Raw genomic sequence first — 26,552 nt, 5'->3', positions numbered from 1 at the left:
TCAGGCCAGGTCGGAGCGGGAGGCACGCAGCAGACGCATCTGCACCGCGGTCAGTACGCCGAGGATCACCGCGAGCACCACGGCCACGGCGGAGGCGTAGCCCATGCGGAAGTTCGTGAACGCCTGCTCGTAGATGTAGAAGTAGATGACCCGGGTCGCGCTGACCGGGCCGCCCTTGGTGGTCACCGCGACCGTGTCGAAGATCTGGAACGAGCCGATCAGCGACACCACGAGGACCAGGGCCAGGACGGGCCGCAGCAGCGGCAGCGTGATCCTGGTGAGCATGCGCCACTCGCCTGCGCCGTCCAACGAGGCGCTCTCGTAGAGGTGATGGGGGATCTGGAGCATCCCCGCGTAGAGCAGCAGGGCCGTGTAGCCGGTGTACGCCCAGGTGTTGACCCCGGCCACGGTCGGCATCGCCCAGGTGGGCGAGGTGAAGAAGCCGGTGGTGCCGAGGCCGAGTGCGTCGAGGATGTGGTTGACGAAGCCGAGGTTGGCGTCCAGCATCCACATCCACAGCAGGCCGACGGTCACGTTGGGCACCAGCCAGGGCACCAGCAGGATCGCCCGCAGTGCCACCGACCGGGTCAGGCGGTGCATGAGCGTCGCGAGCAGCAGCCCCAGCACGGTCTGCGAGCCGATGTTGAGGACGACGTAGTAGCCGGTGACCTTGAGCGCGTTGAAGAACTGCTCGTCGCCGATCAGTTGGCTGTAGTTGTCCGCTCCGGCGAAGGTCGGATCGGAGAGCAGGTTGTAGTCGGTGAGCGAGTAGTAGATGCCTTGCAGGGTCGGATACGCGTAGAACAGCGCGAATCCGATCAGTGCGGGTGCCAGGAACAGCCAGGCGGCCCTGCGGTCGTCGCGCCTGCGGCGGGCTCCGACCGGCGCGCGGGCCGCGGCCGGATCACCCGGATCGGAACCGTTGCTCTTCCGCGGCGGCGCAACTGCGGTGTCAGCGCACATGGTTCCCCTTCGAAGAGATCTGCGCCGCACCTCTTGCCAGTGGGGCACCGTGGTCACATATTGATGAGCAACAGCGAAACTTTGTCAATGCTGGCTCATAATAAATCCGGCTCAGGCCCCCGGAACCAGCTGCGGAAGTCGGCGCTCACGGCCTCGCGATGGCGTGTGTCCACGCGGGTCGGAGCAGGCCGGAAGGGAGTTGGCGGGCCTGTCGAGCCGTCCGGCGGATCGCCGGACGGCATGTCCCCACCCGATACCGGAGGTTCACACCGTGCGCACCTTCGCGCAGCGACGCGGCAGAAATGTCCTGGCCGCACTCTGTTCCACCGCCTTGGCCCTCGCCCTGGCGGCACTCCCCAGCGGCTCCTACGCGGCCCCCGCGGGCGCCCCTTCGGCGGCCACGGCGCAGGGGGCCCCGGCCCGCCCCTCACCCGGCCCGAGCCCTGATCCCGCGCTCACGGCCCACACCCTCACCCGCGCCGACGCGCCACTGGACAACCCGCTCAAGGGTTTCGCCCGCTTCTACCAGCCCGGCGGCAACCAGAACACCGGCTATCCGCACTCGTTGACGTGGAGCTACTTCGGTCTCTCCGAGGTCATGAACGACTCCTCGGACTGCGAGCACTACGACTGGGACGTCCTGGACGACGCGCTGAACGAGACGGCCTCGTACGGCAATCAGGCCGCCATCCGCTTCTACATCGAGTACCCGGGCGGTTCGGGCACCCATCCCGGCAACGCGATCCCGCCGTGCTTCGCCGGGCATGTCGCCAACCGCACCAACACCTACTGGAACACCACCAGCCCCGACTACGACAGCGCCTACCTGCTGGACGCGCTCAAGGACTTCATCGCCGCGTTCGGCGCGCGCTACGACAACGACCCGCGGATCGGGTTCATCCACATGGGGCTGGTCGGCCTCTGGGGCGAGTGGCACACCTGGCCCTACGACACCGACACCTCGGGCGACTCCTATCCCGACTACATGCCCACCGACGCGCACGGGGCCGAGATCATCCGGGCGTACAACAGCGCCTTCACCCGCACGAAGATTGAAGTGCGGTACCCCGAGTCCGCCGGCGGCGCCGCCGACAGCCTGCCCGCCGTCGGCTATCACGACGACTCCTTCTGCTTCCGTGAGGGCTCACCGCTCGCCGGTGTCACCCTGCCCACCTCGATGGGCGGCGCGTCCTACTCCCAGCTGCAGAAGGCCCTCGACCACGGCGTGGAGAACCGGTGGACCACGGCCTCCATGGGCGGCGAGGTACGCCCCGAGATCCAGTCCACCGCCTTCGACAACTGGCCCGGCGGTTCCGGCGCCGTGGACAACATGAAGGCGTGCCTGGAACTGGAGCACACCACCTGGAAGATCAACGAGGGCAGCGCCAACTACGACCCGAACAGCGCCAAGGTGGGGGCGGCCGTCCGGCAGATGGGCTACGACCTCACCGTCGACCACGCCTACTTCCAGGACACCGCCCAGGGCAGCACCAAAGTCGGTGTGCGGCTCACCAACAACGGGGTGGCGCCGTTCTACTACCCCTGGACCGTCAGCCTCGGCCTCAAGAACGCGTCCGGGCAGGTCGTCAAGAGCTGGGCCACCCCCTGGGACCTGCGCAAGGCCATGCCCGTGAAGATCCGCGCCTTCCCCGACTGGGGCGTGGGCGCCGACCCGACCTACCTCGACTACGGCTACCCCCAGTACTTCGACACGTCCGTGGACCTCTCCGGTGTCACGGCCGGCACCTACCAGCTCGTGATGAAGGCCAAGAACCCCCTGGAGGACGTCGACGCGAGCGCCAAGAAGCTGCGCTTCGCCAACACCGGGCAGAACCAGGACGGCTGGCTCGCTCTGGGCGCCATGACGGTGGGTTCCGGGACCGGCACCTCCCACAGCTACGAGGCGGAGGCCGCCGGGAACACCCTCACGGGCACGGCCAGGACGGCCGACTGCACCGGCTGCTCCGGCGGCTCGAAGGTCGGCTATGTCGGCAACGGCGCCGCCCTCACCTTCAACGGCGTCGACGGCGGCAGCGGCGGTACGAGGACGGTGGCCATCCAGTACACGACCGCGGAGGCCCGCTCGGCCACCGTCCAGGCCAACGGGGGTACGCCGAAGACGGTCGCCTTCGCACCGGCGGCGGACTGGAACACCACCCGGACCACCACGGTGAGCCTGAACCTGAACGCCGGGACGGGCAACAGCGTCACCGTCGCCAACGGTTCAGGGTGGGCACCTGACATCGACCGCATCACCGTGACCTGACCGGAGGGCGTCGGGGCCGGGGAGGCCGGTCCCGACGCCCGAGCCACTGGAGATCAGGTCCGCGTCCTGACGGAGGCGGGTGAAGAGTTCGGCACGCAGCGGTTCCGTGTCCGGGAGGCCCAGTGCGCCGGTGAGGGTCAGGGCCCGGGTCCAGGCCGTGCGGGCGGCGTCGGGGCGGGCGGTGACGCGGTGGATGTCGCCGAGACACAGCGGACCGGCGGCTTCGCTCTGAGCGAGGTCGGTAACGCTCCCGTTGCGCGACGTGGACTTCCCGACCGGGGTCGACCGGCTCACCACCGCGGCGGTGGCCGTCCGTCCGGCGAGCGACGCGGCCGTTCCCGACACCGTGGTGTCCCTGTCCCGCGGTGCGACCGGCGGCGCGGCGACGGCGACCAGCGGCATCGCCGGCACCCGGCGGGGCAACGTCCCGGCCTGGACCGGATTCCTGGGGACCCGGCGGGCGACTGGCGGCTCGGCTTCGACGCGGACGCCCGTGCCGTGTTCGAGTCCGGCACGCTCGACGACATCCTGCTCGTCTTGAGCTGGAGCGGAGAGGCACCCGCCTGGGCGCTCTGACCGCGCCGTTCCCCATCGACCACGTCGGCCGCCCTCCTGGCAGGATGGCGGCATGGAACGTGTGCTTGGAATCGGTGGGTACTTCCTGCGGGCCGCCGACCCGGACGCCCTGAGCGCCTGGTACCGCGACTGCCTGGGCCTGGACGCCGACGACAACGGCCTGTGGCAGCAGGGAGCCGGGCCGACGGTGTTCGCGGCCTTCGAGTCGGACACCGACCACTTCGGATCCCGCGCCCAGCAGTGCATGCTCAACTTCCGGGTCCGCGACCTGGACGCGATGCTCGCACAACTGCGCACCGAGGGAGCGGACGTGGTGCCGGAGACCCAGGACATGGAGGGCGTCGGCCGCTTCGGCTGGGTGACCGACCCGGAGGGCAACCGGGTCGAGCTGTGGCAGCCCGCCTGACGGCGCCCCGTGGCAGCGGAAGCGAGCAGTGATCGCGGTCCGACGGCCGCGGGACCCCGGTCCGGTGTCGTGGGCGGTTACGGCGTCAACTGGGCGAGGATCGCGTCGATGACCAGGTCCGTCGAAGCCGCCATGTCGACCGCCGCCGGGTCGAGGAGCCATTGGATCTGGAGGCCGTCCATGACGGCGATGACCGCGTTGGCCGCATGCCGCGCGCGCTCCGTGTCCGCCGCGCCGTCGCCGAGTCGGCACGTCTCGGTGATGGCGTCGGCGACGAAGCCGCGCAGGCCGGCGTAGCGGCTGCGGAAGTAGTCCTGGGCCGGGTGGTCGTCGGTGACGGACTCCGCGGAGAGCACGGCGTAGAGCCGGATGATGCCCTCGCGTTCGGCGTTGCGCCGGGCGGTCTCGACGAGGTGGTGCAGGAATCGCAGTCCTTGCGGACGTTCGGTGCCGAGTTGCTCGATGTCCGTGTCGTCGCGCAGTTCGAGCACGCTGGTCAGCAGCATCGACTTGGAGCGGAAGTAGTGCAGGACGCCGGCCTGGGTGAGGCCTGCCCCGTCCGCGATCTCCGCCAGGGAGGCGTTGTTGTAGCCACGCGCCGCGAACGTGTCCATCGCGATGTGCAGGATGTCCTGCTGGCGCTGTCGGGCTTCGGGGCTGCGTGGGACGCGGGGCCTGTCGCGGGCTCCCCGAGTGGCTCGGCCTACCGACTGGTCAGTCACCCATTCACCATACGCTGCGCTGCCGGGCCACTCGGGGAGCGGGCGAATGGTCTTGCCGGTACGTCATATCTTGTGACGCAGACCACTTACTAAGTGTTTAGTAGGTATGCTTTCATGGCGCCGTCGTTCCGCCTCGCCACGCCGGTCTGGCGGCACGCGTGCACTACCCCTTCGAACCCCGGCCGGCCCGCTGCCTCCCTGACAACGCGGCGGGTCCGGCCGGGGTCCCCCACACGTCACAGACCGAAGGAGAGCCGCACCCGTGTCACATCTCCGAAGAATCCGCTCCCCACGGGCAGGCGTCGCAGCCGCCCTGACCCTGACCCTCGCCGCCGCCGGTCTCGGGCTCACCGGCGGCGGCACCGCACACGCCGCCGACCCGGTCGCCCAGGTCTGGGTGACCACCGGGGACGGCGCCCGCAAGCTCAGTTCCGACGGCACCCTGGCCTTCAACGGCTCGCCGCAGGGCACCGACGTGCGCGTCGACGGCAACCAGCGGAGTCAGCGCTACACCGGCGCCGGCGCGTCGGTCACCGGGGCGTCCGCGCGCCTCATACAGGGGCTCCCGGCGGACCGGCGCAGTGAGCTGATGCGCTCGCTGTTCTCCGTCTCGGGCGACGGAATCGGCCTGTCCTACCTGCGCCAGCCGCTCGCCAGCACCGACTTCGACGCCTCCGACAGCCCGTACTCCTACGAGGACACCCGCGGGCAGTTCTCCATCGCCCGCGACAAGGCGGAGATCATCCCCGTCGTCAAGCAGGCCCTCGGCGTCAACCCGTCCATCCGCTTCATGGGCACTCCCTGGTCGCCGCCCGCCTGGATGAAGACGAACAACTCGCTCAACGGCGGCAGCCTTCGCACCGAGAACTACGGCGACTTCGCGGACTACCTGGTCAAGGCGATCAAGGCGTACGGCCAGGAGGGCATCACCCTCACCGACCTCACGGTGCAGAACGAGCCCGAGAACCCGACGAGTTACCCCTCGATGTCGATGAGCTCGGCACAGCAGGCCGACTTCGTCCGGGTCCTGGACCAGCGGCTGACCGCGGCCGGGCTGCCGACGAACATCCTCGCCTTCGACCACAACTGGGACCATCCCAACTACCCGCTCGACGTGTTCTCCCGTACCAACGGGATCAACCGGGTCATCGGGGCCGCCTTCCACTGCTACGCCGGCAATCCCACCGCCCAGCAGCAGGTCCACAGCACCGGCAGGCGCGTCTTCTTCACCGAGTGCTCCGGCACCGACAGCGACAACACCGCCAACACCTTCGGTGACAGCCTGCGTTGGCAGGCCGAGAACCTCGTCGTGCAGAACATGCGCAACGGCGGCGAGACCGTGGTGACCTGGAACCTCGCCCTCAACCAGAGCGGAGGTCCGCACCAGGGGCTGTGCGGCACCCGCTGCAACGGCGTGGTGGAGATCGCGAACGGCAACGTCACCCGGGGCGCGGAGTACTACTCGCTCGGCCACATCAGCAAGTTCGTCAAGGTCGGAGCCACCCGGATCGGCTCCACCAGCCCGGGAGGCGGCATCCAGAACGTCGCCTTCCAGAACCCGGACGGCACGCGCGTCGCGTATGTCGTGAACACCGGCGGCACGCAGCGCTTCTCCCTCACCGACAACGGCCGTTCGCTGGCCTACACCCTGCCGGGCGGCGCGGTCGCGACCTTCGTGTGGAACCCCTCCGACGGGGGTGAACCGACCGGCCCGATCGACACCAGTGCCTGGTACCGGGTGGCGAACACCAACAGCGGGGCCTGCCTGGACGCCACCGACTGGGGCACCGCCAACGGCACCCTGCTCCAGCAGTGGTCGTGCGGTGACGGCGCCAACGAGAAGTGGCAGTTCCGCTCCACCGGCGACGGGTACCACCAGGTCGTCAACCAGCACAACAACAAGTCCTGGGACGTGGACGGCGGCGCCGGCGCGACCGCGGACGGGGTCAAGGTCCATCTGTGGGACTACACGGGCGGCACCAACCAGCAGTGGCGTGCCGAGTCCGTGGCCTCGGGGCAGTACCGCTTCGTGGCCCGGCACAGCAACAAGTGCCTCGCCGTGGACGGATCGTCCACGGCCAACGGCGCGAAGCTCTCCCAGCAGACCTGCTCCGGCTCGGCGGCCCAGTCCTTCCGGCTGACCTCCTGATCCGCCGCCCGGCGCACCGGGCGCACACACCGGGGTCGGCAACCACCGGTCAGCGCGCGCCGTCTCCCGTCGGGGAGGCGGTGCGCGTGTCGTACTCCCGCTGCCGCTGCTGGATCTCGTCGGCGTGCTCGACCGTCCAGTCGTAGAGGTGGGCGAACGGTTCCTGCAAGGACCGTCCGAGCGGCGTCAACGAGTACTCCACCCCCACCGGTGAGGTGGGCAGCACGCGTCGCGCGATCATGCCGTTGCGCTCCAGTCGGCGCAGGGTGTGGGTGAGCACGCGCTGTGTCACTCCTTCGAGCCGGCGCTTGATCTCGTTGAACCGCCGAGGCTCCTCGATCGCGGCCATGGCCATCACCGACCACTTGTCCGCGATCTGGTCCAGGATTGGCCGGCTCGGGCAGTCCACGCGGAAGACCCGGTCGGCGCCGGGAGTCTCGGTCATCCTGGGTATCCTCCATGATCCCTACGATGCAGAATGTGCCTTATTGACGCTTCTGGCGAGCACACAGGAGGCTAGGTATACATCAGATACCTAGCTGCCCGGTAGCCCCTGTCCGGCTGCCCGCGCCTGCCCAGATCGGAGATCGGCATGAGCCGTTCCGCGTTCCACTCCCCCGGCACCTTCGACGCCCTGCGTGTGACCAGCGACCGCGGGGTGCTCACGGTCGTCATCGACAACCCGCCGGTGAACGTGCTCAGCCTGTCGCTGATGGGCGAGCTGATGACGCTGCTCGGGGCCCTGCGGGACGACACGGACAGCCGAGTGGTCGTGTTCGAGAGCGCGGACCCGGAGTTCTTCCTCGCACACGTCGACTTCACCTTGGTGGACGACGAGAACGCCACCGCCGATCCCACCGCCGGAGCACCGGCCGGTCTCAACGTGTTCCAGGCGCTCGGCGAGGCGCTGCGCACGCTGCCCCAGGTGACGATCGTCAAGCTGGCCGGGCTGGCCCGCGGCGGTGGCGCCGAGTTCGTCGCGGCGGCAGATCTGAGCTTCGCGGCGATCGGCCGGGCCGGGCTCGGCCAGATCGAGGCGATCGGGGGCATCGTGCCGGGCGGTGGCGGCACGCAGTACCTGCTGCACCGGGTCGGCCGCAACCGTGCGCTGGAGATCGTCCTCGGTGCCGACCTCTTCGACGCGCGGACCGCGGAACGGTACGGCTGGATCAACCGGGCTCTGCCGGCCGACGAGCTCGACGCGTTCGTCGACCGGCTCGCCCACGACATCGCCGATCTGCCCGAAGGCACGATCGCGGCCGCCAAGCACGCCCTGCCGCCGCAGGACCTGGCCGCGGGAATGCTCAGGGAACACGAGGCCTGGGCGGGCCAGTTCGCGAAACCCGCTGCGGAGAAGGCGATCCGCGGCGGGCTGGCGGCCGGCGCGCAGACCCGTGAGGGTGAACGGAACCTGGAAGAGGTCATGCGCTCCTTGCGCTGAGCTGAGCGTTCACGCGCCGGCGACGGCACGCGCACACCATCGGGCGAGTCCCGTACCGATCGCACGGTACGGGAGTCGCCCCGTGTCCACGGCTCCCCCCGCGTTGCCTCCGGTCTCGCAAAGTGCCTGCTCACCCCCTGTTTCCCGGCAGCGCGCACCGCGGGCAACAGGAAACCCGTCGACCCCGGTCGAGCAGGGAGGCGACTCTGTGTGCATCAGCACAGGGCATGTCCTGCTGAGGGGAGATCTGGGTCCATGAGACGTGCGCTCATGTCTTGGTGCGCGGTGGTGGCGGTGGCGGCCACCACCGCGACCGGTTGCACGGACGGTACCGGCGGCGACGGGAACGACGAGGGGCGCGACCGGACACAGCGGACCGCGCGGACCCGCCCCGCGGCGCTGACCTGGCAGCAGGAGGTCCGCGTCGCCGACGCGCTGCAGCGTCTGACCAAGCAGTGCATGGGCCGCCACGGTTTCACCTACTGGGAGGACCTCGGGCTGACGCTGCGGGAGAGCCGTCCGGTGCGCTTCGTCCAGGACGACGTGGCATGGGCTCGTACGTACGGGTACGGCAGCAGAATCGAGGCGAAGAGTGCGCGGGTGCGGGAGAGCAACCCCAACGGCGCCTACCGGCAGGGCCTTTCCGACTCCCGGCGCGCCGCCTTCGACGTCGCGCTGGACGGCGGCGACAGCGCCCGGATGCTGACCGCGTCACTGCCGGGCCGCGGTCAGATCCGCAAACGTATCGGCGGCTGCACGCAGGAGGCCGAGCGCACGCTCTACGGGGACCCTGCCGAGTGGTTCCGCACCAGCAAGATCGCCCTGAGCCTCAGCTCGCTGTACGGGAAACAGCTCATGGAGGACCGCCGGCTCGGCGCGGCGGTACAGGCCTGGTCCCGCTGCATGAAGAAGGCGGGACAGCCCTACGAGGACCCCCAGGCAGCCCGTGACGCCGTCCGGGCGGAGACCGGCCGGCTCGGTCCGGCCCACGCCGACGAGGCGTTCACCGCCGAGCGCGCGACCGCCGTCGCTGACGCGACCTGCGCCCGCCGGGTCTCCCTGCGGGCCGTGGCCACCGACCGCGAGACCCATTACCTGGACCGACTGCGCGACCGGTACGGCGAAGACATCGACGCCTACCGGGACTTCGGCCACCGGGCCTACGAGCGAGCGGTGCACATGGTCCCGGAGCGGGACTGACCTTCGCGCCCCGGCCCCATCGACCACGCACCGCTGCCGGATGACCGGGAGATGTCCCGGCGAACCGGCATCGGCGCCCCCCACCCGGCACCACCACCCAGCACCACCGACACAACAACGAGGGAGAACATCATGCGCAAGTTCACCGTCACGGCGGCGCTCCTGGGGCTCACCGCCCTGGGCCTCGCCGCCCCCGCCACCTCGCAGGCCGCCGACAGCGGCGTCGCGGGGCCTGTGTGCGACAGCAAGTGGGGCGCGCGCAACGGCAACATGTACGCCTGGGACGCCTTCGACTGTGCGGGCTCCCCTCTGATCGTCGCCTCGGGGAACAGCGCCAACTGGGGCGGCGCCAACGACAGGGCCTCGTCCGTCATGAACCGCGGCTTCACCGGCAACCTGTCGATCGTCAAGTTCTACTTCCTGGAGAACTACACCGAAGGCCACACCTGCCTGTACCCGGGCGAGTTGTACGCCGACAACCTGTCCGACAACTTCTTCACCACCGGACCGACGGTGAACGACAACATCAGGTCGCACCAGTGGGTGAACGGCGGCTGCGGGGCCACCCTCACCTGATCCGGCCGACCGTCCGCGGGCGGTCCGGGACCGACGTCCCGGACCGCCCGCGGACTGTTTCGGACAGTGGCGGTTACGCCACTCCGGGGAAAGACTTGGCTGTCCCGGTCACCACGGAAGTAACCTTGGCTATCGCCGTCTCACGGCCGTACTGCCATGGGGGACACCGTGGGAGATCCGCAGCACGGGCATGAAACCGATCACCGGGACGACCAGAGCCGGAGCGCGCCGACCACGCCCTCCTTCTCCGCGCAACTCAGACGTCTGAGACAGGAACGCGGCCTGTCGCTCACCGATCTGGCACGCAGGACGCACTACAGCAAGGGCTATCTGAGCAAGATCGAGACCGGCACGAAACGCGTGACCGTCGATGTCGCCCGCCTCTGCGACCAAGCGCTGCGCGCCGACGGGGAGTTACTCAAACTGGTACAGCGCGCGCAGGGGGAACCGTCCCCGGACGGCCGCGCCGGTGACCGGACCGGCGCGGCCGAGCCGCAGTCCGGCGGAGCGTGTCCCTACCGCGGCCTGTCGGCGTTCACACGACAGGACGCGGACTGGTTCTTCGGCCGGGAACGCGCGACGGCCGCTCTGGTGGAACGCCTCTTCGAACGGGTCGGAAACGGCCCCCTGATGCTGCTCGCCCCCTCGGGTGCGGGCAAGTCGTCCGTGCTCGACGCCGGTCTCGTCCCCGCCCTGCGGCGCGGCGACTTCCCGATGCTGGGCGCCGACCGGTGGCCACTGGTGACACTCACTCCCACCTCCCGGCCGCTGGACGAGTTACTGGAACGCATCGCGAAAGCGGTGGGAGAAGACCTCGGCGTCACCGCGGAGGAAGCCCGCCGCGACCCCGACGCGGTGCGGCACTCCGTACGCGCGAGATCGGACGCGCCGGCGGCGGCTTCCGGGGACCGGCCGCCCGCGACCTGGCGGCCGGTGGTGATCGTCGACCAGTTCGAGGAGCTCTTCACCCTCTGCTCCGACGAGAACGAGCGCCACTCCTTCGTCCGGGTGCTCAGCGCCCTGTCGACCTCCCGGCCCGCGGACGGCTCATATGTCCCCGCCGTCGTGGTGCTGGGCGTGCGCGCCGACTTCACCGGCGACTGCCTGGGGCTCCCCGACCTGGTCCCGGTGTTCGCCGACGGACTGTTCGTCCTGCCCCCGATGTCCGTGGCGGAGCTTCGCGAGTCGATCACACGCCCGGCGGAGCTCGCCGGTCTGACCCTGCAACCGGGCCTGCTCCCCCTCCTGTTGCGCGACGCCGGACTGCGCGAGGAAGCGGGTACGGCACCGCGCGGAACGGCGCACGATGCCGGCGCGGGAGCCGACGAGACGCCCTCCGGAGCGTTGCCGCTCGTCTCCCACGCCCTGCTGGCCACCTGGGAACGGCGCGAGGGCGACGTGCTGACCGTCGCCGGGTACCAGCGGGCCGGCGGCATCCAGGGGGCCATCGCGCGGACGGCCGAGAACGTGTTCACCCGGCTGTACCCGGCCGAGCAGAAGACGATCCGCCGCATCCTGTCCCGACTGGTGTTCGTCGCGGACGAGGCCGGGGCGACCCGCCGCCGGATGAGCAGAGATGCCTTGATGGAGCAGTTCGCCGACGCGGACGGCGCGGGAGGGGCCCTCGACGCCTTCGTACGCGCGCGGCTCATCATGCTCGACAGCGACACCGTCGAGATCGCCCACGAGGCTCTGCTCCACGCCTGGCCGCGGCTGCGCGAGTGGATCCACGCGGACCGGGCCGGACTGCTGCTGCACCAGCAACTGGCCCATGCCGCAGCCGAATGGGAGCGCGAGAACCACGATCCGTCCGCCCTGTACCGCGGCACCCGGCTGGACACCGCGCGGTCCTGGGCGGACGAGACGGACGGCTGGAGCAGGCTCGGCCCGGGCGAGGCGGCCTTCCTCAGGACGAGCCAGGCAGAGCAGGACACCCGCCGGAAGCAGGCCAGGCGTCAGGTCCGGCTGCGCCAGTCCATGCTGGCCACCCTCGTCGTCCTGCTGGGACTGGCCCTGACCGCCGGAGGTGTCGCCTACCAGCAGCGTACGGGCGCCCTGGACCAGGAACGCGTCGCCCGTTCGCAGGCGTTGGCCGTCCGGTCCGCCTCCCTGGCCGGGGGCCAGCCGGAGGCGTCGATCCTGCTCGCCGAGCAGGCCTACCGGACCAGCGCCACCGCCGAGGCGCGGGGCGCGTTGCTGAGCACCCAGTCCCAGCCCTTCTCGGCGCGGCTCAACGGCCATCGGGGGCCGGTCAACTCGGTGGTCTTCGCACCGGACAACCGGGTGCTGGCGACAGGCAGTTCCGATGGCAAGGTCACACTGTGGCGGGTGCGCGACCGCCGCCCGATCGCCACGCTCACCGTCTCCGGACCCGTCCGCGCGATCGCCTTCAGCCCCGACGGCCGCACTCTGGCAGCCACGTCGACGGACGGGCCGGTGAGCCTGTGGGACACCGCCGGCCGCCGGCAGAGGACGGTCCTCCCCCACAGCACCGAAGCCGCCCGGGCCGTGGCCTTCGATCCGCGCGGACAGGTACTCGCCGTCGCGGCCCCGAACGGCACGATCTCGTTGTGGGACACCGGGCGCACACACCGGAGGACCGTCACACTCACGGGGCATGAGGGGCCGGTCCACGCCCTGGCCTACGCTCCCGACGGCCGGAGCCTGGTCTCCGCAGGCGCCGACCGCACCGTACGCCTGTGGGACACCGACCGCGGCCGGCCGCGCGCCGTGCTGAGGGGGCACACCGACGAAGTACTGGGCGCGGCGTTCTCCCCCGACGGCCGCAGGGTGGTCTCGGGAGGCACCGACCGGACCGTGCGGCTGTGGAACGTACACGGTGGGCGCCTCCGCGCGACGTTGTCGGGAAGCAGCGACGACATCAACGCCGTCGCCTACACGCCCGACGGTACGACCGTCGTGGGCGCGGTCGGTGACGGGACGACCAGGCTGTGGGACGTGCGCAGCAGCCGACAGACCGCCGTGCTGGTCGGCCACACCGACTACGTCATGGGAGTGGCCATGACGTCCGACGGCGCTCTGCTCGCCACGGCCGGCTTCGACCAGTCCGCCGTCCTGTGGGACCTCGAAGGCCCGGTACTGACGGCCCGTCCGTTCACCGAGGTCTGGCAGGCGCAGTACAGCCCCGACGGGAAACTGCTGGCCACCGCCGACGCCGACCACACGGTGCGGCTGTGGGACGCGGGCAGACGCAGACTCGTGGCGACCCTGAGGGGACACACCGAGACGGTCTTCTCGGTGGCCTTCGCACCCGACGGGCACACCCTCGCGTCGGCGGGCTCCGACGGCGCGATCCGCCTGTGGGACGTGGCCCGGCGCAAACACCTGGCGACTCTGACCGGCCACACCGGGCAGGTCTTCTCCGTGGCGTTCGCACCCGACGGACAGACCCTGGCGTCGGCCGGTGCCGACCGCACCGTACGCCTGTGGGACGTGACCGGGCGCGCGTCCGTCGCGACACTGACCGGCCACGAGGACTTCGCCAACGATGTCGCCTTCAGCCCCGACGGCCGGACCCTGGCCAGCGCCGGCGACGACCTGACGGTACGGCTGTGGGACGTCTCCACCCACCGCCGGATCGGCACGCTCCACGGCCACACGGGGGCGGTGCGCAGCGTGACCTTCGCCCCCGGGGGCCGGACCCTGGCCAGCAGCGGGAACGACGGCACGATCCGTCTCTGGAACGTGCGTGAACGCCGCTCGGAGGCGACCCTGACCGGGCACACGGGCTCCGTCCGGGGGATCGCCTTCTCCCCCGACGGCCGTACGTTCGCCAGCAGCGGCACCGACCGCACGGTCCGCCTGTGGAACGTCGCCGCGCGGCGGCAGTGGGCGACGCTGACGGGGCACACCAACTCGGTGTGGAGCGTGTCCTACGCGCCGGGCGGGCGCACCGTGGCCAGCAGCAGCACCGACGGCACCGTACGCCTGTGGGACCTCGACCCCGGGGCGCGGCTGGCGGAGATCTGCCGACTGAGGGCGGACATCGGTGACGACGCGCGGCGAACGCTCCTGCCCGGTGTCCCTCTCTCGGACGGGCCGGCCTGCTCGGCCCCTCCCGAGTGACGGACGACTGCCCTGTTCGGGCGGGGTTTCCCGGTGTTTCCCGTTGCCCATGGGAACGGGGCGACGCCCGGATCTCGACGGGCGGGCGGTGCAGCACACAGGCTGTCGAGCGGCTGCTTCCCTGCCGCATCGTTGACGCCGACAGAATACGGGGGTTTCGGCATGCTCCGCCGGACCGGTCTCATCCGCACACTCATCCTGTTGCTGGCCTTCTTCCTCTGGACGCCCGCGGCCGTCGCCGCCGCGAGCCCTCCCGCCTCCGCCGAGCGGGAGGCCGCCGCGTGCGGCCCGCTGGCTCCCGGTGCCTCCGCGGCCGCCGAACGCGCGATCGCCGCCGCCTGCGCCGAGGTCGCGGCAGGCACCTGGTACACCTGGGGAGGCGGCCACGGCGCCCAACCCGGTGCCACCTACGGCCAGATCGACCCGACCGACCCGGACAGTGCGCACGACCCCGAGCGGCTCGGCTTCGACTGCTCGGGCCTCGTCCGTCACGCCTACGCCAGGGCCGCCGGCTCGGACATCCTCAACGGCGTCGCCAGCTCGCAGTACTACACGCACCGCGCCGCCGAGCGCTTCACCGCCGCGCAGGGACTCGCCCCGCTGCTTCCGGGCGACCTGCTCGCCTGGGGAACATCGCAGGACCTCCACCACATCGCCATCTACCTGGGCGCGGGCAAGATGGTGGAGGCCAAGGAGTCCGGTACGAAGCTCATGGTGAGCGATGTCCGCCTGAACAGCGGTTACTTCGGCGCGGTCCGCGTCGAGACCGGGCCGGTCACCGGTCATGTCCATCAGACCTGGGGCACCGGCGTCTGGACCAAGGCGGAACCCTCCACCGCGGCCGCCAGGGTGTACGCCTTCCCCCACTCCACCACGATCCGTGTCCAGTGCCAGAAGCACGCCGAACGGGTCACCGCCGAGGGTTACACCAACGACGCGTGGTCCTATCTGCCGGACTACAAGGCCTGGGTGACCAACATCTACATCAAGGGGCCCGCGTGGCTCGACGGGGTACCCGAGTGCCCGACACCGACGCCCGAGGCGTGAGGCGCCCTGCCTCGCGGACCACGGCGACGGCGTCCGGTGCCGGGTCGAGGCAGCCAACCCGGCAATGGCTTCAGGCGGCGAAACGGCCGCAGAGCAGATTGCCCGGTTCGGCGGGATCGTCACTGATCCAGAACTGGCGCCACAGCAGCGCGAACTCCTCGCGGCCGAGGTAGCCGTCACCGTTCAGGTCGAGCGACTCGAAGACGCCCGCCATGTTCGCGGGCCGCCCGTTCCAGGTCTCGACGAGGTGGCGGTGCTCCTCCGGTGAGATACGGCCGTCGCCGTCGGCGTCCACCGCGTCGAAGACGGTCTCGGCGGTCGCGGTGACATCGGCGACCATGGCGGGCAGCCTGTCGACGAGCAGCAGCAGTTCACCCAGGTCGACCGCGCCGTCGCCGTCGGCGTCCCCGACTTCCAGCAGCGCCGCCCACCAGCCCATCAGCAGCGCCTCGACCCGCGCGCGCAGCTCCGTCCCGGCGCCCACACCCGGCAGGTCGCTCCAGCGTGCGACGAGCGCCCTGAAGTCCTCCTCGCGCAGACGGCCGTCGCCGTCCGCGTCGAAGGCGGCGAACATCTCCTTGAGCTTGCGCTCCTGAAACTCACTGGCCATGAGCAGCCTCCCCGGCCCCACACTCGAACTCGAACTCGAACCCGTACCCGAACCCGAACCCTCGAAAGTCCTGCAAAGCGGCCGACAGCGGTAACTGTAGGGCGGACCGCGGCACCAGCCCCACGGGCACATGTGCACGAACGCTCACCTGTTCACGCCGCCCGTCGGCCCCGCCCACGGGTGGCACGCCCGCGCGCACGCCCCCGACCTCTTCGACTGAGTACGTCGGCCGAGTGGGCTGAGTAGGTCGTCCGATGTGCCGCCGCGCGGCGGCTGCTGAACTGTCGTCATGACCAAGGACCTGCCGCCTGCCCGCCCCCTGCGCTCCGCCACCCGCACCGCTGCCACCACCGGTTCGGCGCTCGCGGTCGTGATCCTCCCCCTGGTGGTCGGGGCCCTCGCCTCACGGGCGGTCGGGGGCGACCCGATGGCGTCGGTCAACGCCATGATCACGGGTGGCGGACAACGCGCCCGGCTCTCCCGCAGCCAGCTCCGCGGCTACCGCGGCCGCGCGCTCACGACAGCGCGGCAAGCATGGGACCGTTCTTCCCGGTCGACCGGTGGAAAGCCGCTCCGGGGCACTCTCGCCGAGGCGGGGCACCGCATCGGGCGCAGGCGCACGGCTCCGCCGCGCCACGAGGCACCGGGCGCGACGGACCGGCCGTAGCCAAGCTTGCGGACCGGTCGTGGCGAAGGTCGCGGACTCGTCGTGGCGAAGGTCGCGGACCGGTCGTAGCCAAGCTCGCGGGCCGGTCAGCGAGTGAACGCCGCCGGTTCGAGGAGGTGTCCGGCCGCCACGCGCCAGGCCGCCACGACGGCCTGGTGCGTGGCCGTGTTCGCCGCCTCGATCCGGGTCGGCAGGTGGAGCGGCGCGCCCACATGGACATGGAGGCGCGGGCGACGGGCCGGTGCCGTCAGGAAGCCCGCGAGCTGTTTGGCACGGCTGCCGGACGCGACCCGGCGCGCTCCGGCCTGACCGATCGGAACGACGGGGGCGCCGGAGGCCAGGGAGAGACGCGCGGGGCCGCTGCGGAAGGATTCGGGCGCGGCTTCGGCGGCGTCCGTCCGGCGCGGAAGCCGCCCCTCGCCGTAGATGAGGACATGGCGGCCCGCGCCGAGTGCTGCCACGGCCGCGTCCAGGGAGTCCGCAGCTCGCGAGGTACGGCGGTGTACGGGGACATGGCCGTCGCGGTCCAGGAGATACCGCAGGACGGGCACGCGCCACAGGCCGGCGGTGGCGAGGACGACCGGTTCGATGTCCATGGAGCGCAGGGCGGCCAGCACGATGCCGGGGTCCGCCAGAGACGTGTGGTTGGCGACGAGTACGGCCGGCGCCGAGAGGGTGGTGAACTCGGCGGAGGTCGTCAGGTGCCCGAAGGCGGGGACGACGGCGGCTGCTATGCGACTGAACACGCAACTCCTGCGTTCGGGCGGTGGATCGATGGTGAGACGCATCGATGGTGAGGCGGATCGATGGTGAGGCGACGGAATTCATCATCCCCTCAGGACCGTCCGAAGCCCTGAGTCGACGTACTCATCCGGTCCATCGCCGCCGTACTCACCTGCGCGCATGCTCACGTCTCGGCCCGGGAGTACGAGGACACGTACATCGCCGGCCGTCTCAGGACGCGTTCACCGCCAGGCGTACGCTGTCAGCCCGGCGGACACGGCCGGCCGTACGAACACAGCCAGGAACATGGCCAGGGGGAGCACTTGAAGGCTGAGGCAACACAAGTCTGGGACTCGGCACTCGACTCGGTCGTGGTCTACGCCCAGGGCGCGGTCTGTCGACGCGTCGCGCGGGGCAGCGTGCCGCCGGACGGCAGGGTGCGGATCACCGGCCTGCCCCGGACGCTGGGCCCCGGCTCCCTGGCGGCCCGTGTCGTCGGTACCTCCGGGGTGCGGGTGGTCGAGGCGCGGGTCGAGGTCGACTCCGTACCGAACGACCCTGCCACACCGCATGAGTTGGAGCGCGAGGTCGAGCGGCTGCACGAGGAGTGCGCGGCGGCGCGGGCACGCCGGGACCGGCAACTGGGGCTCGTCGAGGAGGTCCGGGGGATCCGTCCGGTCCCGCCCGCCCGCAAACGCGACGACCCACCCCGCCGTACCCCGGTCGACGCGTGGCTGGAGCTGTCCGACTTCGTGGACGCGCGGCTGGCCGGTCTGCACACCCGGCTCGACGAGTTGGAGGAAGCGCTGCTCCACTCCGAGCACGACCTCGGCGTCGCGGTGGACGCCCTCGCCCGCTCCTCCAGCGACGCTCCCTCGGCGCATGTCTCGACCACGGTCTCGGCCCTGGTGACCCTCGTTCGCACACGCGACGGACAGGCCGCGGAGCAGGGCCCCGAAGTGGAACTGGAGCTGGAGTACGAAGTGCCCGGCGCCGTCTGGATCCCGGCCTACCGGCTGGACCACCGCCAGGGCGACGGCAGCGGCCGGCTGGTGCTGCGCGCTTCGGTGGCGCAGCGCACCGGCGAGGACTGGAACGCCGTACGCCTCTCCCTGGCCACCGCGGACCTTCGCCGCCGCACCGATCTGCCCAGGCTCCGTTCGATCCGGATCGGCCGTCGTCAGCCCGCTCCCGCGCCGTCCGGCTGGCGCGAGCCTCCCGCGGGGCTGTCCGACCTGTTCACCGGGTACGACGTCGCGGCGCCCCCTGCCGCAGCCCCTCACCCCTCGGCCCGTCGCAGCCGTACGGCCGCCGCACCCAAGGCCGCCGTGACGCCGCCCATGGCGGTCGGGGCCGTTCCGGCGTACGAGACCGGGGCGTCTCCGGTATACGACACCGGGGCGTACTCCACAGCAGTTCCCGCACCACCGCCGGCACCGGGACCGGCCCCGCAGGGGTACGGTCCCACGGCACCGGCGGCTTACGTTCTCCCGCCGCCGATGCCTCAGGCTTATGGCGCCCCGCCTCCCCCGGCGCCCGGCGCGTCCGGCGCCCCGGCCCTGCGAGGCGCGGGGCCGGACCTCGCGCAGCCGGCCGGCTCGTGGCAGGGCGGTGCTCCCTACGCCGGCGCCGCTCCGTTCGACGCCTCGTCCACCATGCTGCCGTCGGCTCCCGGCGGCCCGCCCGTCCCCGCGGCCCCCAGCGGTGCGATGCCGGCCGCACCACCCGTCGGCCCACCGCACCCCAGCGGCGCCGAACTCGACTACGCCGCCCTCGTCCTGGCCGGTCCCGAGGAACAGGCCGGTCGCAGAGGCCTGCTCTTCCCGGACTCGTCCTTCGACCCGGTGGCCACCGAGCAGCGCCGCGCCGCCGAGGCCGTGGCGTCGCTGCCGCTGCCCGGCCACGCCGTACGGCCCCGTGAGTCGGCAGGCTCCTTCGACCACCGCTACGACGCGCACGCGCGCACCGACATCCCGTCGGACGGCACCCTGCACACCGTGACCATCACCGAGATCCCGGTCGGTCTGCGGACCGAGTACCTCTGTGTGCCGTCCGTGGAAGAGACCGTCTACACCACGCTGGTGCTCTCCAACGCCACCGGTCGGGCGCTGCTGGCCGGACCGGTGGAGGTCACCGTCGACGACGACTTCCTCCTGACCGCGGCACTCCCGACGCTCGCTCCCGGCGGGACGCGCCGGGTGGGGCTCGGGCCTGCCGAGGCCATCCGTGTCACTCGCCGTACGGATCTGCGCGAGTCGTCCTCGGGACTGCGCAACACCGTCACCGTGCTCGACCACCGCGTCCACGTGGAGCTGGTCAACCGGCTGGCGCGGCCTGTCGCCGTCGAGGTCCGCGAGCGGGTACCGGTCACCTCCGACGCCGACATCCGGATCGACGAGCGGGCGGAGTGGACGACGCCGAAGGAGGGCGCGGGGCCCGACGCTCTCGTCCCCGGCACCCGCGTCTGGCGGGTGGAGCTGCCCGCCGGGGGCTCCGCCGCGCTCGACGGCGGCTACGAAATACGTATCCCGGCCGGCAAGGCCCTGGTCGACGGCAACCGCAGGAGCTGACACACACATGTCCACGGATGCGCAGCCGATCGCCCTGCCCGTCACCGCCGTCACCTGCATGGAGGACCGCGCCCTCGTCGAACGTACCGCCGTCCTGGATCTGCGGCCCGGCGTACAGCGGCTGCGGCTCGGCCCGGTCAGCGCGCTGGCCGTCGACCGTTCGCTCCACGCCGAGCTGACGACCGGGCACCCCGCCACGGTCCTCGACGCGCGGATCGTACGCACCTGGGCGCCGCGCGACCCCCGGCCGTCCCCCGCCGACGACTCGGCACTGCGTCGGCGGGTGCACCTCCTGGAGGAGGAACAGCGCGACCTGGGACGGGTACGCGACCGCCTCCTCGTCCGTCTCGATCTGCTGGGGCGGCTGGCCGCCGACCTGTTGCGGGAGATCGGCCGGAGCGCGGGCACCGGTGCCGTGGACAGGCCCCGGTGGACCGGCGAACTGGACCGGGCGGACACCGAGCGCGACACGTACGGCGAGCAACTCCGTTCCACGGACGCCAGGTTGGCGGCGGTCGAGGTCGAACTCCGCGAGGCGCGGCACACCCTGCACCTCGCGGAGGACAAGCCCACCGAACTGGTCGGCCATGTCGAGCTGACCGTGGAGGCCGAGACCGCCGGGCGGGTCGGGCTGCGCCTGAGCCACCTCCTGCCGTGTGCGCTGTGGCGACCCGCCTACCGGGCCGTGCTCGACAGTGACTCCCTGACGCTCGAAACGGACGCGATGGTCTGGCAGCGCACCGGGGAGGACTGGTCGAACGTACGCCTGACGTTGTCGACGGCCCGTTCCGCGCTGGCCACCGAGCCGCCGCGACTGGGCCAGGACAGGTTGACCCTGCGGGACCGCTCGTCGGCCGAACGCCGCACGGTGGACGTCGAGTTGAGGGAGGAGGAGATCGGGGACCTCGGCCAGGCTCCGGTGCTCGGCCTCCCGGGCGTCGACGACGCGGGCGAGACACGGGTGTTCCGCTCCCCCGCTCCGGTGTCCGTCCCCGGCGACGGCCGCGCCCACCGGGTACCGCTCTCCGCCTTCACCACGGCGGCCGGCACGGAGTACGCCTGCTCGCCCGAGCTCTCCCCACTGGTCACCCAGGTGGTGCGGTTCGAGAACCGGTCCGGGCACGCGCTGCTCGCGGGCCCCGTCGACCTGGTCCGCGGCAGCGGTTTCGTCGGCCGCTCGACGCTGGAGTTCGCGGCCCCCGGGGCGCCCGTCGAGCTGGCCTTCGGCAGCTCCGACGACCACCGGGTGGTCCGGCACACCGAGGAGTCCCGTACGACCGCCGGAATGTCCCAGCGCACCCTGGTCACCCGGACGGTGCGTCTGCACCTGTCCCACTTCGCCGCCCCGGGAGACCACGGCGCGCGAGTCGTCGTCCTCCGGGAACGCTTGCCCGTCTCCGAGGTCTCTGGAGTCGAGATCCGCGTGCGTACGGAAGTCTGCTCCCCCGCGCCCGACACTGTCGGCGCCGAGGGGATCGCCCGTTGGGACGTCACGGTCCCTCCGGGCGGTCGCCGCACAGTGACCTTGGTGTACGAGATCTCGGCGAGCAGCAAGGTGACGGGGATCTGACCGGGCTTCTGTCGTCGCGTTCCCGTACGGGCCTGCCGGGGGGTCACCTCAACCGCTGGTGTCCGGCGAGTTCCCGTCGACCGCCGCCCTCAACTCGTGCAGTCTCAGGGCCAGCTGGAGGCGCAGCGCCGAGTCCGGCGAGCGCCAGTCCTCGCCGAGCAGGGAGCCGATACGGTCCAGGCGCTTCAGCAACGTGTTCAGGTGTACGTGCAGGGCGCGGGCCGTCCGGCTCAGGTTCCGGGAGTGGGCGAAGTAGGCGGACGCCGTGGCCACGAGGTCGGTCGACCGTCGCCGGTCGTACTCCAGCAGCGTACCGATGCTGTCGGTGAGGAACCGGTCGAGGTCGCCCGAGCGTTCGGGGTCGAAGGCGAGCGCGTACATCCCGTACTGCTGAGCGCTTGCCCCGCGGTCGTTCTCCCCCAGGGAGCGGATCACCCTGACGCAGCGCTGTGCCAGCGTGAACGCGCGGGACCGCTCGCCCGCGATCCGGTCGGCGACCACGAGTACGGGCACACCGAGCGTGCGGCGCAGCCTGCGGTGCAGTGTGCGCGCGACATCCTCCACGTCGTCGGCGTGCAGCAGCATCGTCGGCCGGCCCAGATATTCGCCCGCCAGCCCCGACCGCTCGGTCGAGAGGGGTTTCAACTGCCGGACGACTTCGCTCGCGGTCCTTTCGGGGCAGTCGACCACGACGAGGACGTCGAGGTGGTCGACGTCGACGCCACGGGCGAGAGCCCGGTCGCGCTGGGCCGGATGCAGAGGCGAGCGGGACATGAGTTCCATGAGCAGCTCACCCCGGACCCGCTCCTCCGCTTCGGCATGGGCATCGCGCATGAGGAACAGCAGGCCCATGATCTGTGCCGAGCGCTCCAGCATGCGGACGTCCGCGGGCTCCGGCGCTGCGCGGCACGCCAGGGACAGGAAGCCGAAATGGTTTCCGCCGGGCCGGACGGCCACCACGCTGCGGAAGTAGCCGTCCGCACCTTGCGTCGAGACACACCGCCCGGTGTCGCGTGCTTCCTCGCACACGTCCCGAGGCACGTCCGAAGGCATGTCCCGCGCGGTGTCCCGAGGCAGGTTCCGAGGCGCGTCCGGAGGTACGTTCCGGTCGGCGTCGCCGTCCCGTCCTCGAGGGAAGCGGATCGCGAGGACCTCGTCGTCCCGGCCCCGGACCGTCACCGTGCCCCGCAGGTGCTCGACCAGGAGCTGCGCGATGTCACCGGGCCCACCACCGGTCAGCACCGCGTGCGTCAGGGCCTCGTGGACGGCCGCCGCCCGTTCCATGGTGGTGACCTGGTCCTCGATCGTGCGGTACGCGTCCTCCAGGCGCCGCAGCGAGACGCGGGACTCCTCGTAGAGCCGCGCGTTGTTGAGGGCGACCGCGGCATGGCCGGCGAAAGCGCTGAAGAGGGCCACTTCGTCCTTCTCGAAGGGACGCTCGGTGCGGTCGGCGGCGAAGAGGGCGCCGATGGCGCGGTCACCCACCATGAGCGGTACGCCCAGCAGTGCCATGAGTCCTTCGCGGGGCACGAGCAGGTCGAACGCGGGGTCGTGCGGGAGGACCTGGGCCTCTCGGTAGTTGCTGACCCAGAAGGGAACGCCGGACTCGATCACACGTCCGCCCAGGCCTGTTCCGGGCGGCATCCGGCCCGACGAGAACTCCGACGAGATCGTGCCGGCGGACGCTCTCACGGTGAGGTACCCCTCCGCGTCCAGCAGCGACAGATACGCGAAGTCGCTGCCGATCAGCTCGTGGGCGTGCCGCACGATCGAATGCAGGACCTCGTCGACCTCGCCGAGCGCGGTCAGGGACCGGGCCGTCGTGTACAGGCTGTTGAGTTCGCGCTCGCGGCGCAGCCGGTAGGCGGCCAGTTCACCTTCGGCCGCGTCGGAGTCTGTCCCTGCCGTCGCCGACTCCGCGGAGGACTGAGGTGGTGGATTCATACACCCCGGCTTCGTGATGAGTGGAGGAGCTTTCCATCATATGGCGGGCGTGCGTGGCTCTAACCTCGCCCCACGCCACATCGTTGTGACTCGAACTCCCGCCTTCTCCACCTCTCGACCTTTCGACCACGCAAGCGCCCACGTCCGGGCCCGATCTCATGGGGAGTGACAAGGATGTCGATTCCTGCCGTCGGCGGTCTCTACACCGTCGCCGTCCGAAAGGCGATGCTGCGGCTGCTGCCGGTCCTGTGCCTCGCCTACTTCATGTCCTACGTCGACCGGACGAACATCGCTCTGGCGAAGACCCACCTGCGGGCGGACGTGGACATCAGTGCGGCCGCCTTCGGCCTCGGCGCGGGTCTCTTCTTCCTGACGTACGCGCTCTTCGAGGTCCCGAGCAACCTGGTCATGTACCGGATCGGACCACGACGCTGGATCGCGCGGATCGCTCTGAGCTGGGGCGCGGTCACGTCGCTCATGATGTTCATCCACGACGACGTCACCTTCTACATCGGGCGGATCGCACTCGGTGCGGCCGAGGCCGGTCTCTATCCGGCGATGATGTTCATGGTGACCCAGTGGTTCGGGCAGAAGGAGCGTGCCACCGCGATCGGGTTCGTGTACCTCGCGCCCACGCTCGGTCTGCTCCTGGGCGGTCCGCTCGGCGGCGCCCTGATGGAGCTGGACGACGTGGGTGGACTCCACGGCTGGCAGTGGATGTTCCTGATCGAGGGACTGATCACCATGGTCATCGGGTTGGTCGTCCTGGCCTTCCTGCCGGAGGTGCCCGCCGATGCGACATGGCTGACCGCGGACGAGGCGGCGGCGCTGAGCGAGCAGGCCGGCCGGGGATCCGGTCCGGACCCCGGGCACGCCCTCAGAGGCAACATGGGGCAGGCGTTCGGGCGGCCGTTCATCCTCCTCATCGGGGTCATCTACTTCCTCAACCAGGTCACGATGAACGGCGTGACGTTCAACGTGCCCTCGATCATCGAGTCGTTGGACGTGAGCGGGTCGTTCCTGATCGGCCTGCTCAGCGGGGTGACGGGGATCGGAGGCATGATCGGCGTGCTGGTGATGCCGCTGGTCTTCCGCCGTGTCCCGCGCGAGTCCCTCACCATCGGCGTCCTCGCCGCGGCGCCCGCCCTGGTCGCGGCGGTCTTCCTGGCGGTTTCCTCGCCGGGCGTGCGCATCGCCCTGATCGGTGTCATGTCCGTCTTCACGTTCGCCACCCTGCCGATCTTCTGGTCCGTGGCCATGGCGCGGATGTCGGGAATCGTGGCGGCCGCCGGGCTGGCCTTCATCAACACGGTCGGCCTGACCGGCGGGTTCGTGGGCCCGTACCTGTTCGGGCTGGCCGAGTCGGACTCCGGGGATCCGACCTCCGGCTTCCCCATCGTCATCGCCACGTCCCTCGTCGGCGGCGCACTCGCGGTGGCCCTGCGCTGGGCTCTGCGGAAAGAGGACAGGAAGACCGCCCGGACCACGGCGGTCGAGCCCGACCTGGAGGTGCTTCCGTGACCTTCCTGCCTCAGGACGGATTCCCGCTGTCCGAGATCCCCGGAGCGTACGCCGCCGAGACCGGGGACACCGTGGTGGTGCGCGCCGGCACCGAAACACTGACCTGGAGCGCGTTGCACCGTGACAGCAACAGGATCGCGCGTGGCCTGCTGGCCGCCGGGGCGACCACCGGCCGGATCGTGTCCCTGCTGCTGCCCAACTCGACGGATCTCGTCCTGGCCGTGTTCGCGTGCTACAAGGCCGGGGCCACCCCGCAGGTGCTGTCGACGCGGATGAGGCCCGCGGAGCTCGACGCGGTCCTCGAACTCGGTGACCCCGCCGTGGTGGTGACGGAACCCGGCGGTACGCTCGCCGACCGCCCGCAGGCTGTGACCGTGGACGACCTGAGGACGCGACAGTCCGGCGACGACCTGGAACCGGCGGTCGCCACCTCGTGGAAGGCCCCGACCTCCGGTGGATCGACCGGCCGCCCGAAGATCATCCTGTCCGGCAGACCTGCGGTGACGTCAAGCTTCGACACCGACATGTGGGGAATCGAGGCCGGGGCACAGGCGCTGATCACCGCGCCACTGCACCACAACGCCCCCTTCGTGACCGCCCTTTCGACGATCTTCCTCGGCGGATCGGTGACCCTGCTGACCCGCTTCGACGCCGAGCGCACCCTGTCCGCGATCGACGATCACGGTGTGGACTGGGTGTATCTGGTTCCGACGATGATGCGCCGGATCGTGGCGCTCCCGGACGAGGTCCGCGACCGGTACACGCTCGCCTCCCTGCGTTCGGTATGGCACTGCGCCGAACCGTGCCCGGTCTGGCTGAAGCGGAAGTGGATCGAGTGGCTGGGCCCCGAGCGGGTCCGTGAGCTGTACGGAGGCACGGAGGCCGAGGCGGGATGCACCCTCGGCGGGGACGAATGGCTTGAGCACGTCGGATCGGTGGGACGGGTGACGTGGGGTGAGATGAAACTGCTCGATCCTGACGGCGCCGAGATCACGGCGCCGGGTGCCTCGGGTGAGATCTACATGCGGGTGACTCCGGGGACCGATGCCACGTACCGCTACATCGGCGCCGAGCCGGCCGTACGTGACGGCTGGTCGTCTCTCGGGGACATGGGGCGGTTCGACGCCGACGGCTACCTGTACCTCCTCGACCGGCGGTCGGACATGATCACCGTGGGCGGGGTCAATGTGTATCCGGCGGAGATCGAGGCCGCGCTGGTCGAACACGAGCAGGTGATGACCGCGGTCGTGATCGGCCTTCCCGATGTCGACACCGGAAATCGGCTGCACGCGATCGTCCATACGCCGGAAAGAGCCGACGTCACGGCGGATGACATCCAGGTCTTCCTCGACGGGCGACTTTCCCGGTACAAGCTGCCGAAGTCGATCGAACTGGTCCACGACTCGTTGCGCGACGCGGCGGGCAAGGTACGGCGTTCGGAATTGCGTGCCCAGAGAATGGGCGAGCCGACCCATGCCGGTCAACCAGGAGGGGAATAGCCATGGACCCCAGGAC

Annotated in this window: 20 protein-coding genes; 13 read left to right on the top strand and 7 right to left on the bottom strand. The window is 70.9% G+C overall.

All coding sequences use genetic code 11. The annotated features are described in order from the left end of the window. A complete protein-coding gene (locus tag OHS59_RS42950; protein WP_328498766.1) occupies positions 1 to 963 on the bottom strand; it encodes a carbohydrate ABC transporter permease in 963 nt (320 codons plus the stop codon). 271 nt (positions 964 to 1,234) lie between these two features. On the opposite strand from OHS59_RS42950, the gene OHS59_RS42945 reads away from it, so the two are divergent. Next, on the top strand, positions 1,235 to 3,229 hold the full coding sequence (locus OHS59_RS42945; protein ID WP_328498765.1) for a DUF4832 domain-containing protein: 1,995 nt from the start codon (positions 1,235 to 1,237) through the stop codon (positions 3,227 to 3,229). On the opposite strand, the gene OHS59_RS42940 is transcribed toward OHS59_RS42945, so the two are convergent. After that, positions 3,188 to 3,631: a hypothetical protein gene (locus OHS59_RS42940; RefSeq protein WP_328498764.1), complete on the bottom strand. Its 444-nt coding sequence runs from the start codon at positions 3,629 to 3,631 to the stop codon at positions 3,188 to 3,190. The genes OHS59_RS42945 and OHS59_RS42940 overlap by 42 nt on opposite strands. A 226-nt stretch (positions 3,632 to 3,857) precedes the next feature. Between OHS59_RS42940 and OHS59_RS42935 the strand changes: the two genes are divergently transcribed. Beyond that, positions 3,858 to 4,211 carry a VOC family protein gene (locus OHS59_RS42935; protein WP_328498763.1) on the top strand — a complete coding sequence of 118 codons (354 nt, stop codon included), beginning with the start codon at positions 3,858 to 3,860 and terminating at the stop codon, positions 4,209 to 4,211. Between the two features lie 77 nt (positions 4,212 to 4,288). Here the strand turns inward: OHS59_RS42935 and OHS59_RS42930 are convergent, their stop codons facing one another. Continuing rightward, a complete protein-coding gene (locus tag OHS59_RS42930) occupies positions 4,289 to 4,933 on the bottom strand; it encodes a TetR/AcrR family transcriptional regulator (protein ID WP_328498762.1) in 645 nt (214 codons plus the stop codon). A 262-nt stretch (positions 4,934 to 5,195) separates the two neighbouring features. Between OHS59_RS42930 and OHS59_RS42925 the strand changes: the two genes are divergently transcribed. After that, on the top strand, positions 5,196 to 7,082 hold the full coding sequence (locus tag OHS59_RS42925; protein WP_328498761.1) for an RICIN domain-containing protein: 1,887 nt from the start codon (positions 5,196 to 5,198) through the stop codon (positions 7,080 to 7,082). Positions 7,083 to 7,131: 49 nt separating this feature from the next. Here OHS59_RS42925 and OHS59_RS42920 read toward each other — a convergent pair whose 3' ends face one another. Next, a complete protein-coding gene (locus tag OHS59_RS42920) occupies positions 7,132 to 7,527 on the bottom strand; it encodes a winged helix-turn-helix transcriptional regulator (RefSeq protein WP_328498760.1) in 396 nt (131 codons plus the stop codon). A 147-nt stretch (positions 7,528 to 7,674) separates the two neighbouring features. Here OHS59_RS42920 and OHS59_RS42915 point away from each other — a divergent pair, with 147 nt between their 5' ends. From OHS59_RS42915 to OHS59_RS42895, 5 genes are all read left to right on the top strand, one after another. Continuing rightward, positions 7,675 to 8,523, top strand: a complete 849-nt coding sequence (locus tag OHS59_RS42915; RefSeq protein ID WP_328498759.1) for an enoyl-CoA hydratase/isomerase family protein — start codon at positions 7,675 to 7,677, stop codon at positions 8,521 to 8,523. A 255-nt stretch (positions 8,524 to 8,778) separates the two neighbouring features. Next, positions 8,779 to 9,723 (top strand): hypothetical protein, encoded by a 945-nt coding sequence (locus OHS59_RS42910; protein WP_328498758.1) that lies wholly within the window; start codon positions 8,779 to 8,781, stop codon positions 9,721 to 9,723. Positions 9,724 to 9,855: 132 nt separating this feature from the next. Further along, a complete protein-coding gene (locus OHS59_RS42905) occupies positions 9,856 to 10,299 on the top strand; it encodes a hypothetical protein (protein WP_328498757.1) in 444 nt (147 codons plus the stop codon). Between the two features lie 168 nt (positions 10,300 to 10,467). Then, on the top strand, positions 10,468 to 14,385 hold the full coding sequence (locus tag OHS59_RS42900) for an nSTAND1 domain-containing NTPase (protein WP_328498756.1): 3,918 nt from the start codon (positions 10,468 to 10,470) through the stop codon (positions 14,383 to 14,385). A gap of 162 nt (positions 14,386 to 14,547) precedes the next feature. Next, positions 14,548 to 15,432, top strand: coding sequence for a C40 family peptidase (locus tag OHS59_RS42895; RefSeq protein ID WP_328498755.1), 885 nt, complete (start codon positions 14,548 to 14,550; stop codon positions 15,430 to 15,432). 70 nt (positions 15,433 to 15,502) lie between these two features. Here the strand turns inward: OHS59_RS42895 and OHS59_RS42890 are convergent, their stop codons facing one another. Then, positions 15,503 to 16,042, bottom strand: coding sequence for an EF-hand domain-containing protein (locus OHS59_RS42890; protein ID WP_328498754.1), 540 nt, complete (start codon positions 16,040 to 16,042; stop codon positions 15,503 to 15,505). 289 nt (positions 16,043 to 16,331) lie between these two features. Here OHS59_RS42890 and OHS59_RS42885 point away from each other — a divergent pair, with 289 nt between their 5' ends. Further along, positions 16,332 to 16,709 carry a hypothetical protein gene (locus OHS59_RS42885; RefSeq protein WP_328498753.1) on the top strand — a complete coding sequence of 126 codons (378 nt, stop codon included), beginning with the start codon at positions 16,332 to 16,334 and terminating at the stop codon, positions 16,707 to 16,709. Positions 16,710 to 16,795: 86 nt separating this feature from the next. Here the strand turns inward: OHS59_RS42885 and OHS59_RS42880 are convergent, their stop codons facing one another. Further along, a complete protein-coding gene (locus OHS59_RS42880) occupies positions 16,796 to 17,455 on the bottom strand; it encodes a lysophospholipid acyltransferase family protein (RefSeq protein ID WP_328498752.1) in 660 nt (219 codons plus the stop codon). 300 nt (positions 17,456 to 17,755) lie between these two features. Between OHS59_RS42880 and OHS59_RS42875 the strand changes: the two genes are divergently transcribed. Together OHS59_RS42875 and OHS59_RS42870 are read left to right on the top strand one after the other, a co-directional pair. Next, positions 17,756 to 20,002 (top strand): DUF4139 domain-containing protein, encoded by a 2,247-nt coding sequence (locus OHS59_RS42875; protein ID WP_328498751.1) that lies wholly within the window; start codon positions 17,756 to 17,758, stop codon positions 20,000 to 20,002. A 7-nt stretch (positions 20,003 to 20,009) separates the two neighbouring features. Further along, entirely contained in the window at positions 20,010 to 21,572 is a 1,563-nt protein-coding gene (locus OHS59_RS42870) for a mucoidy inhibitor MuiA family protein (RefSeq protein WP_328498750.1), read from the top strand. A gap of 48 nt (positions 21,573 to 21,620) precedes the next feature. Here OHS59_RS42870 and OHS59_RS42865 read toward each other — a convergent pair whose 3' ends face one another. Next, positions 21,621 to 23,516: a helix-turn-helix domain-containing protein gene (locus OHS59_RS42865; RefSeq protein WP_328498749.1), complete on the bottom strand. Its 1,896-nt coding sequence runs from the start codon at positions 23,514 to 23,516 to the stop codon at positions 21,621 to 21,623. Between the two features lie 174 nt (positions 23,517 to 23,690). Here OHS59_RS42865 and OHS59_RS42860 point away from each other — a divergent pair, with 174 nt between their 5' ends. Both OHS59_RS42860 and OHS59_RS42855 read left to right on the top strand, forming a co-directional pair. Further along, on the top strand, positions 23,691 to 25,037 hold the full coding sequence (locus OHS59_RS42860; RefSeq protein WP_328498748.1) for an MFS transporter: 1,347 nt from the start codon (positions 23,691 to 23,693) through the stop codon (positions 25,035 to 25,037). Continuing rightward, entirely contained in the window at positions 25,034 to 26,536 is a 1,503-nt protein-coding gene (locus OHS59_RS42855; protein WP_328498747.1) for an AMP-binding protein, read from the top strand. The genes OHS59_RS42860 and OHS59_RS42855 overlap by 4 nt, the downstream gene beginning before the upstream one ends. The last annotated feature ends 16 nt before the right edge of the window (positions 26,537 to 26,552 follow it).

The sequence above is a fragment of the Streptomyces sp. NBC_00414 genome (assembly GCF_036038375.1).
Lineage (GTDB): Bacteria > Actinomycetota > Actinomycetes > Streptomycetales > Streptomycetaceae > Streptomyces.
This window is presented reverse-complemented; position numbering and strand designations above follow the sequence as displayed.

What these genes read in the sequence shown, in the direction of transcription:
- OHS59_RS42885 (WP_328498753.1), top strand. Translation starts at nt 16,332, where the DNA reads ATGACCAAGGACCTGCCGCCTGCCCGCCCCCTGCGCTCCGCCACCCGC.
- OHS59_RS42895 (WP_328498755.1), top strand. Translation starts at nt 14,548, where the DNA reads ATGCTCCGCCGGACCGGTCTCATCCGCACACTCATCCTGTTGCTGGCC.
- OHS59_RS42890 (WP_328498754.1), bottom strand. Translation starts at nt 16,042, where the DNA reads ATGGCCAGTGAGTTTCAGGAGCGCAAGCTCAAGGAGATGTTCGCCGCC.
- OHS59_RS42860 (WP_328498748.1), top strand. Translation starts at nt 23,691, where the DNA reads ATGTCGATTCCTGCCGTCGGCGGTCTCTACACCGTCGCCGTCCGAAAG.
- OHS59_RS42910 (WP_328498758.1), top strand. Translation starts at nt 8,779, where the DNA reads ATGAGACGTGCGCTCATGTCTTGGTGCGCGGTGGTGGCGGTGGCGGCC.
- OHS59_RS42950 (WP_328498766.1), bottom strand. Translation starts at nt 963, where the DNA reads ATGTGCGCTGACACCGCAGTTGCGCCGCCGCGGAAGAGCAACGGTTCC.
- OHS59_RS42935 (WP_328498763.1), top strand. Translation starts at nt 3,858, where the DNA reads ATGGAACGTGTGCTTGGAATCGGTGGGTACTTCCTGCGGGCCGCCGAC.
- OHS59_RS42940 (WP_328498764.1), bottom strand. Translation starts at nt 3,631, where the DNA reads ATGCCGCTGGTCGCCGTCGCCGCGCCGCCGGTCGCACCGCGGGACAGG.
- OHS59_RS42870 (WP_328498750.1), top strand. Translation starts at nt 20,010, where the DNA reads ATGTCCACGGATGCGCAGCCGATCGCCCTGCCCGTCACCGCCGTCACC.
- OHS59_RS42905 (WP_328498757.1), top strand. Translation starts at nt 9,856, where the DNA reads ATGCGCAAGTTCACCGTCACGGCGGCGCTCCTGGGGCTCACCGCCCTG.
- OHS59_RS42865 (WP_328498749.1), bottom strand. Translation starts at nt 23,516, where the DNA reads ATGAATCCACCACCTCAGTCCTCCGCGGAGTCGGCGACGGCAGGGACA.
- OHS59_RS42915 (WP_328498759.1), top strand. Translation starts at nt 7,675, where the DNA reads ATGAGCCGTTCCGCGTTCCACTCCCCCGGCACCTTCGACGCCCTGCGT.
- OHS59_RS42920 (WP_328498760.1), bottom strand. Translation starts at nt 7,527, where the DNA reads ATGACCGAGACTCCCGGCGCCGACCGGGTCTTCCGCGTGGACTGCCCG.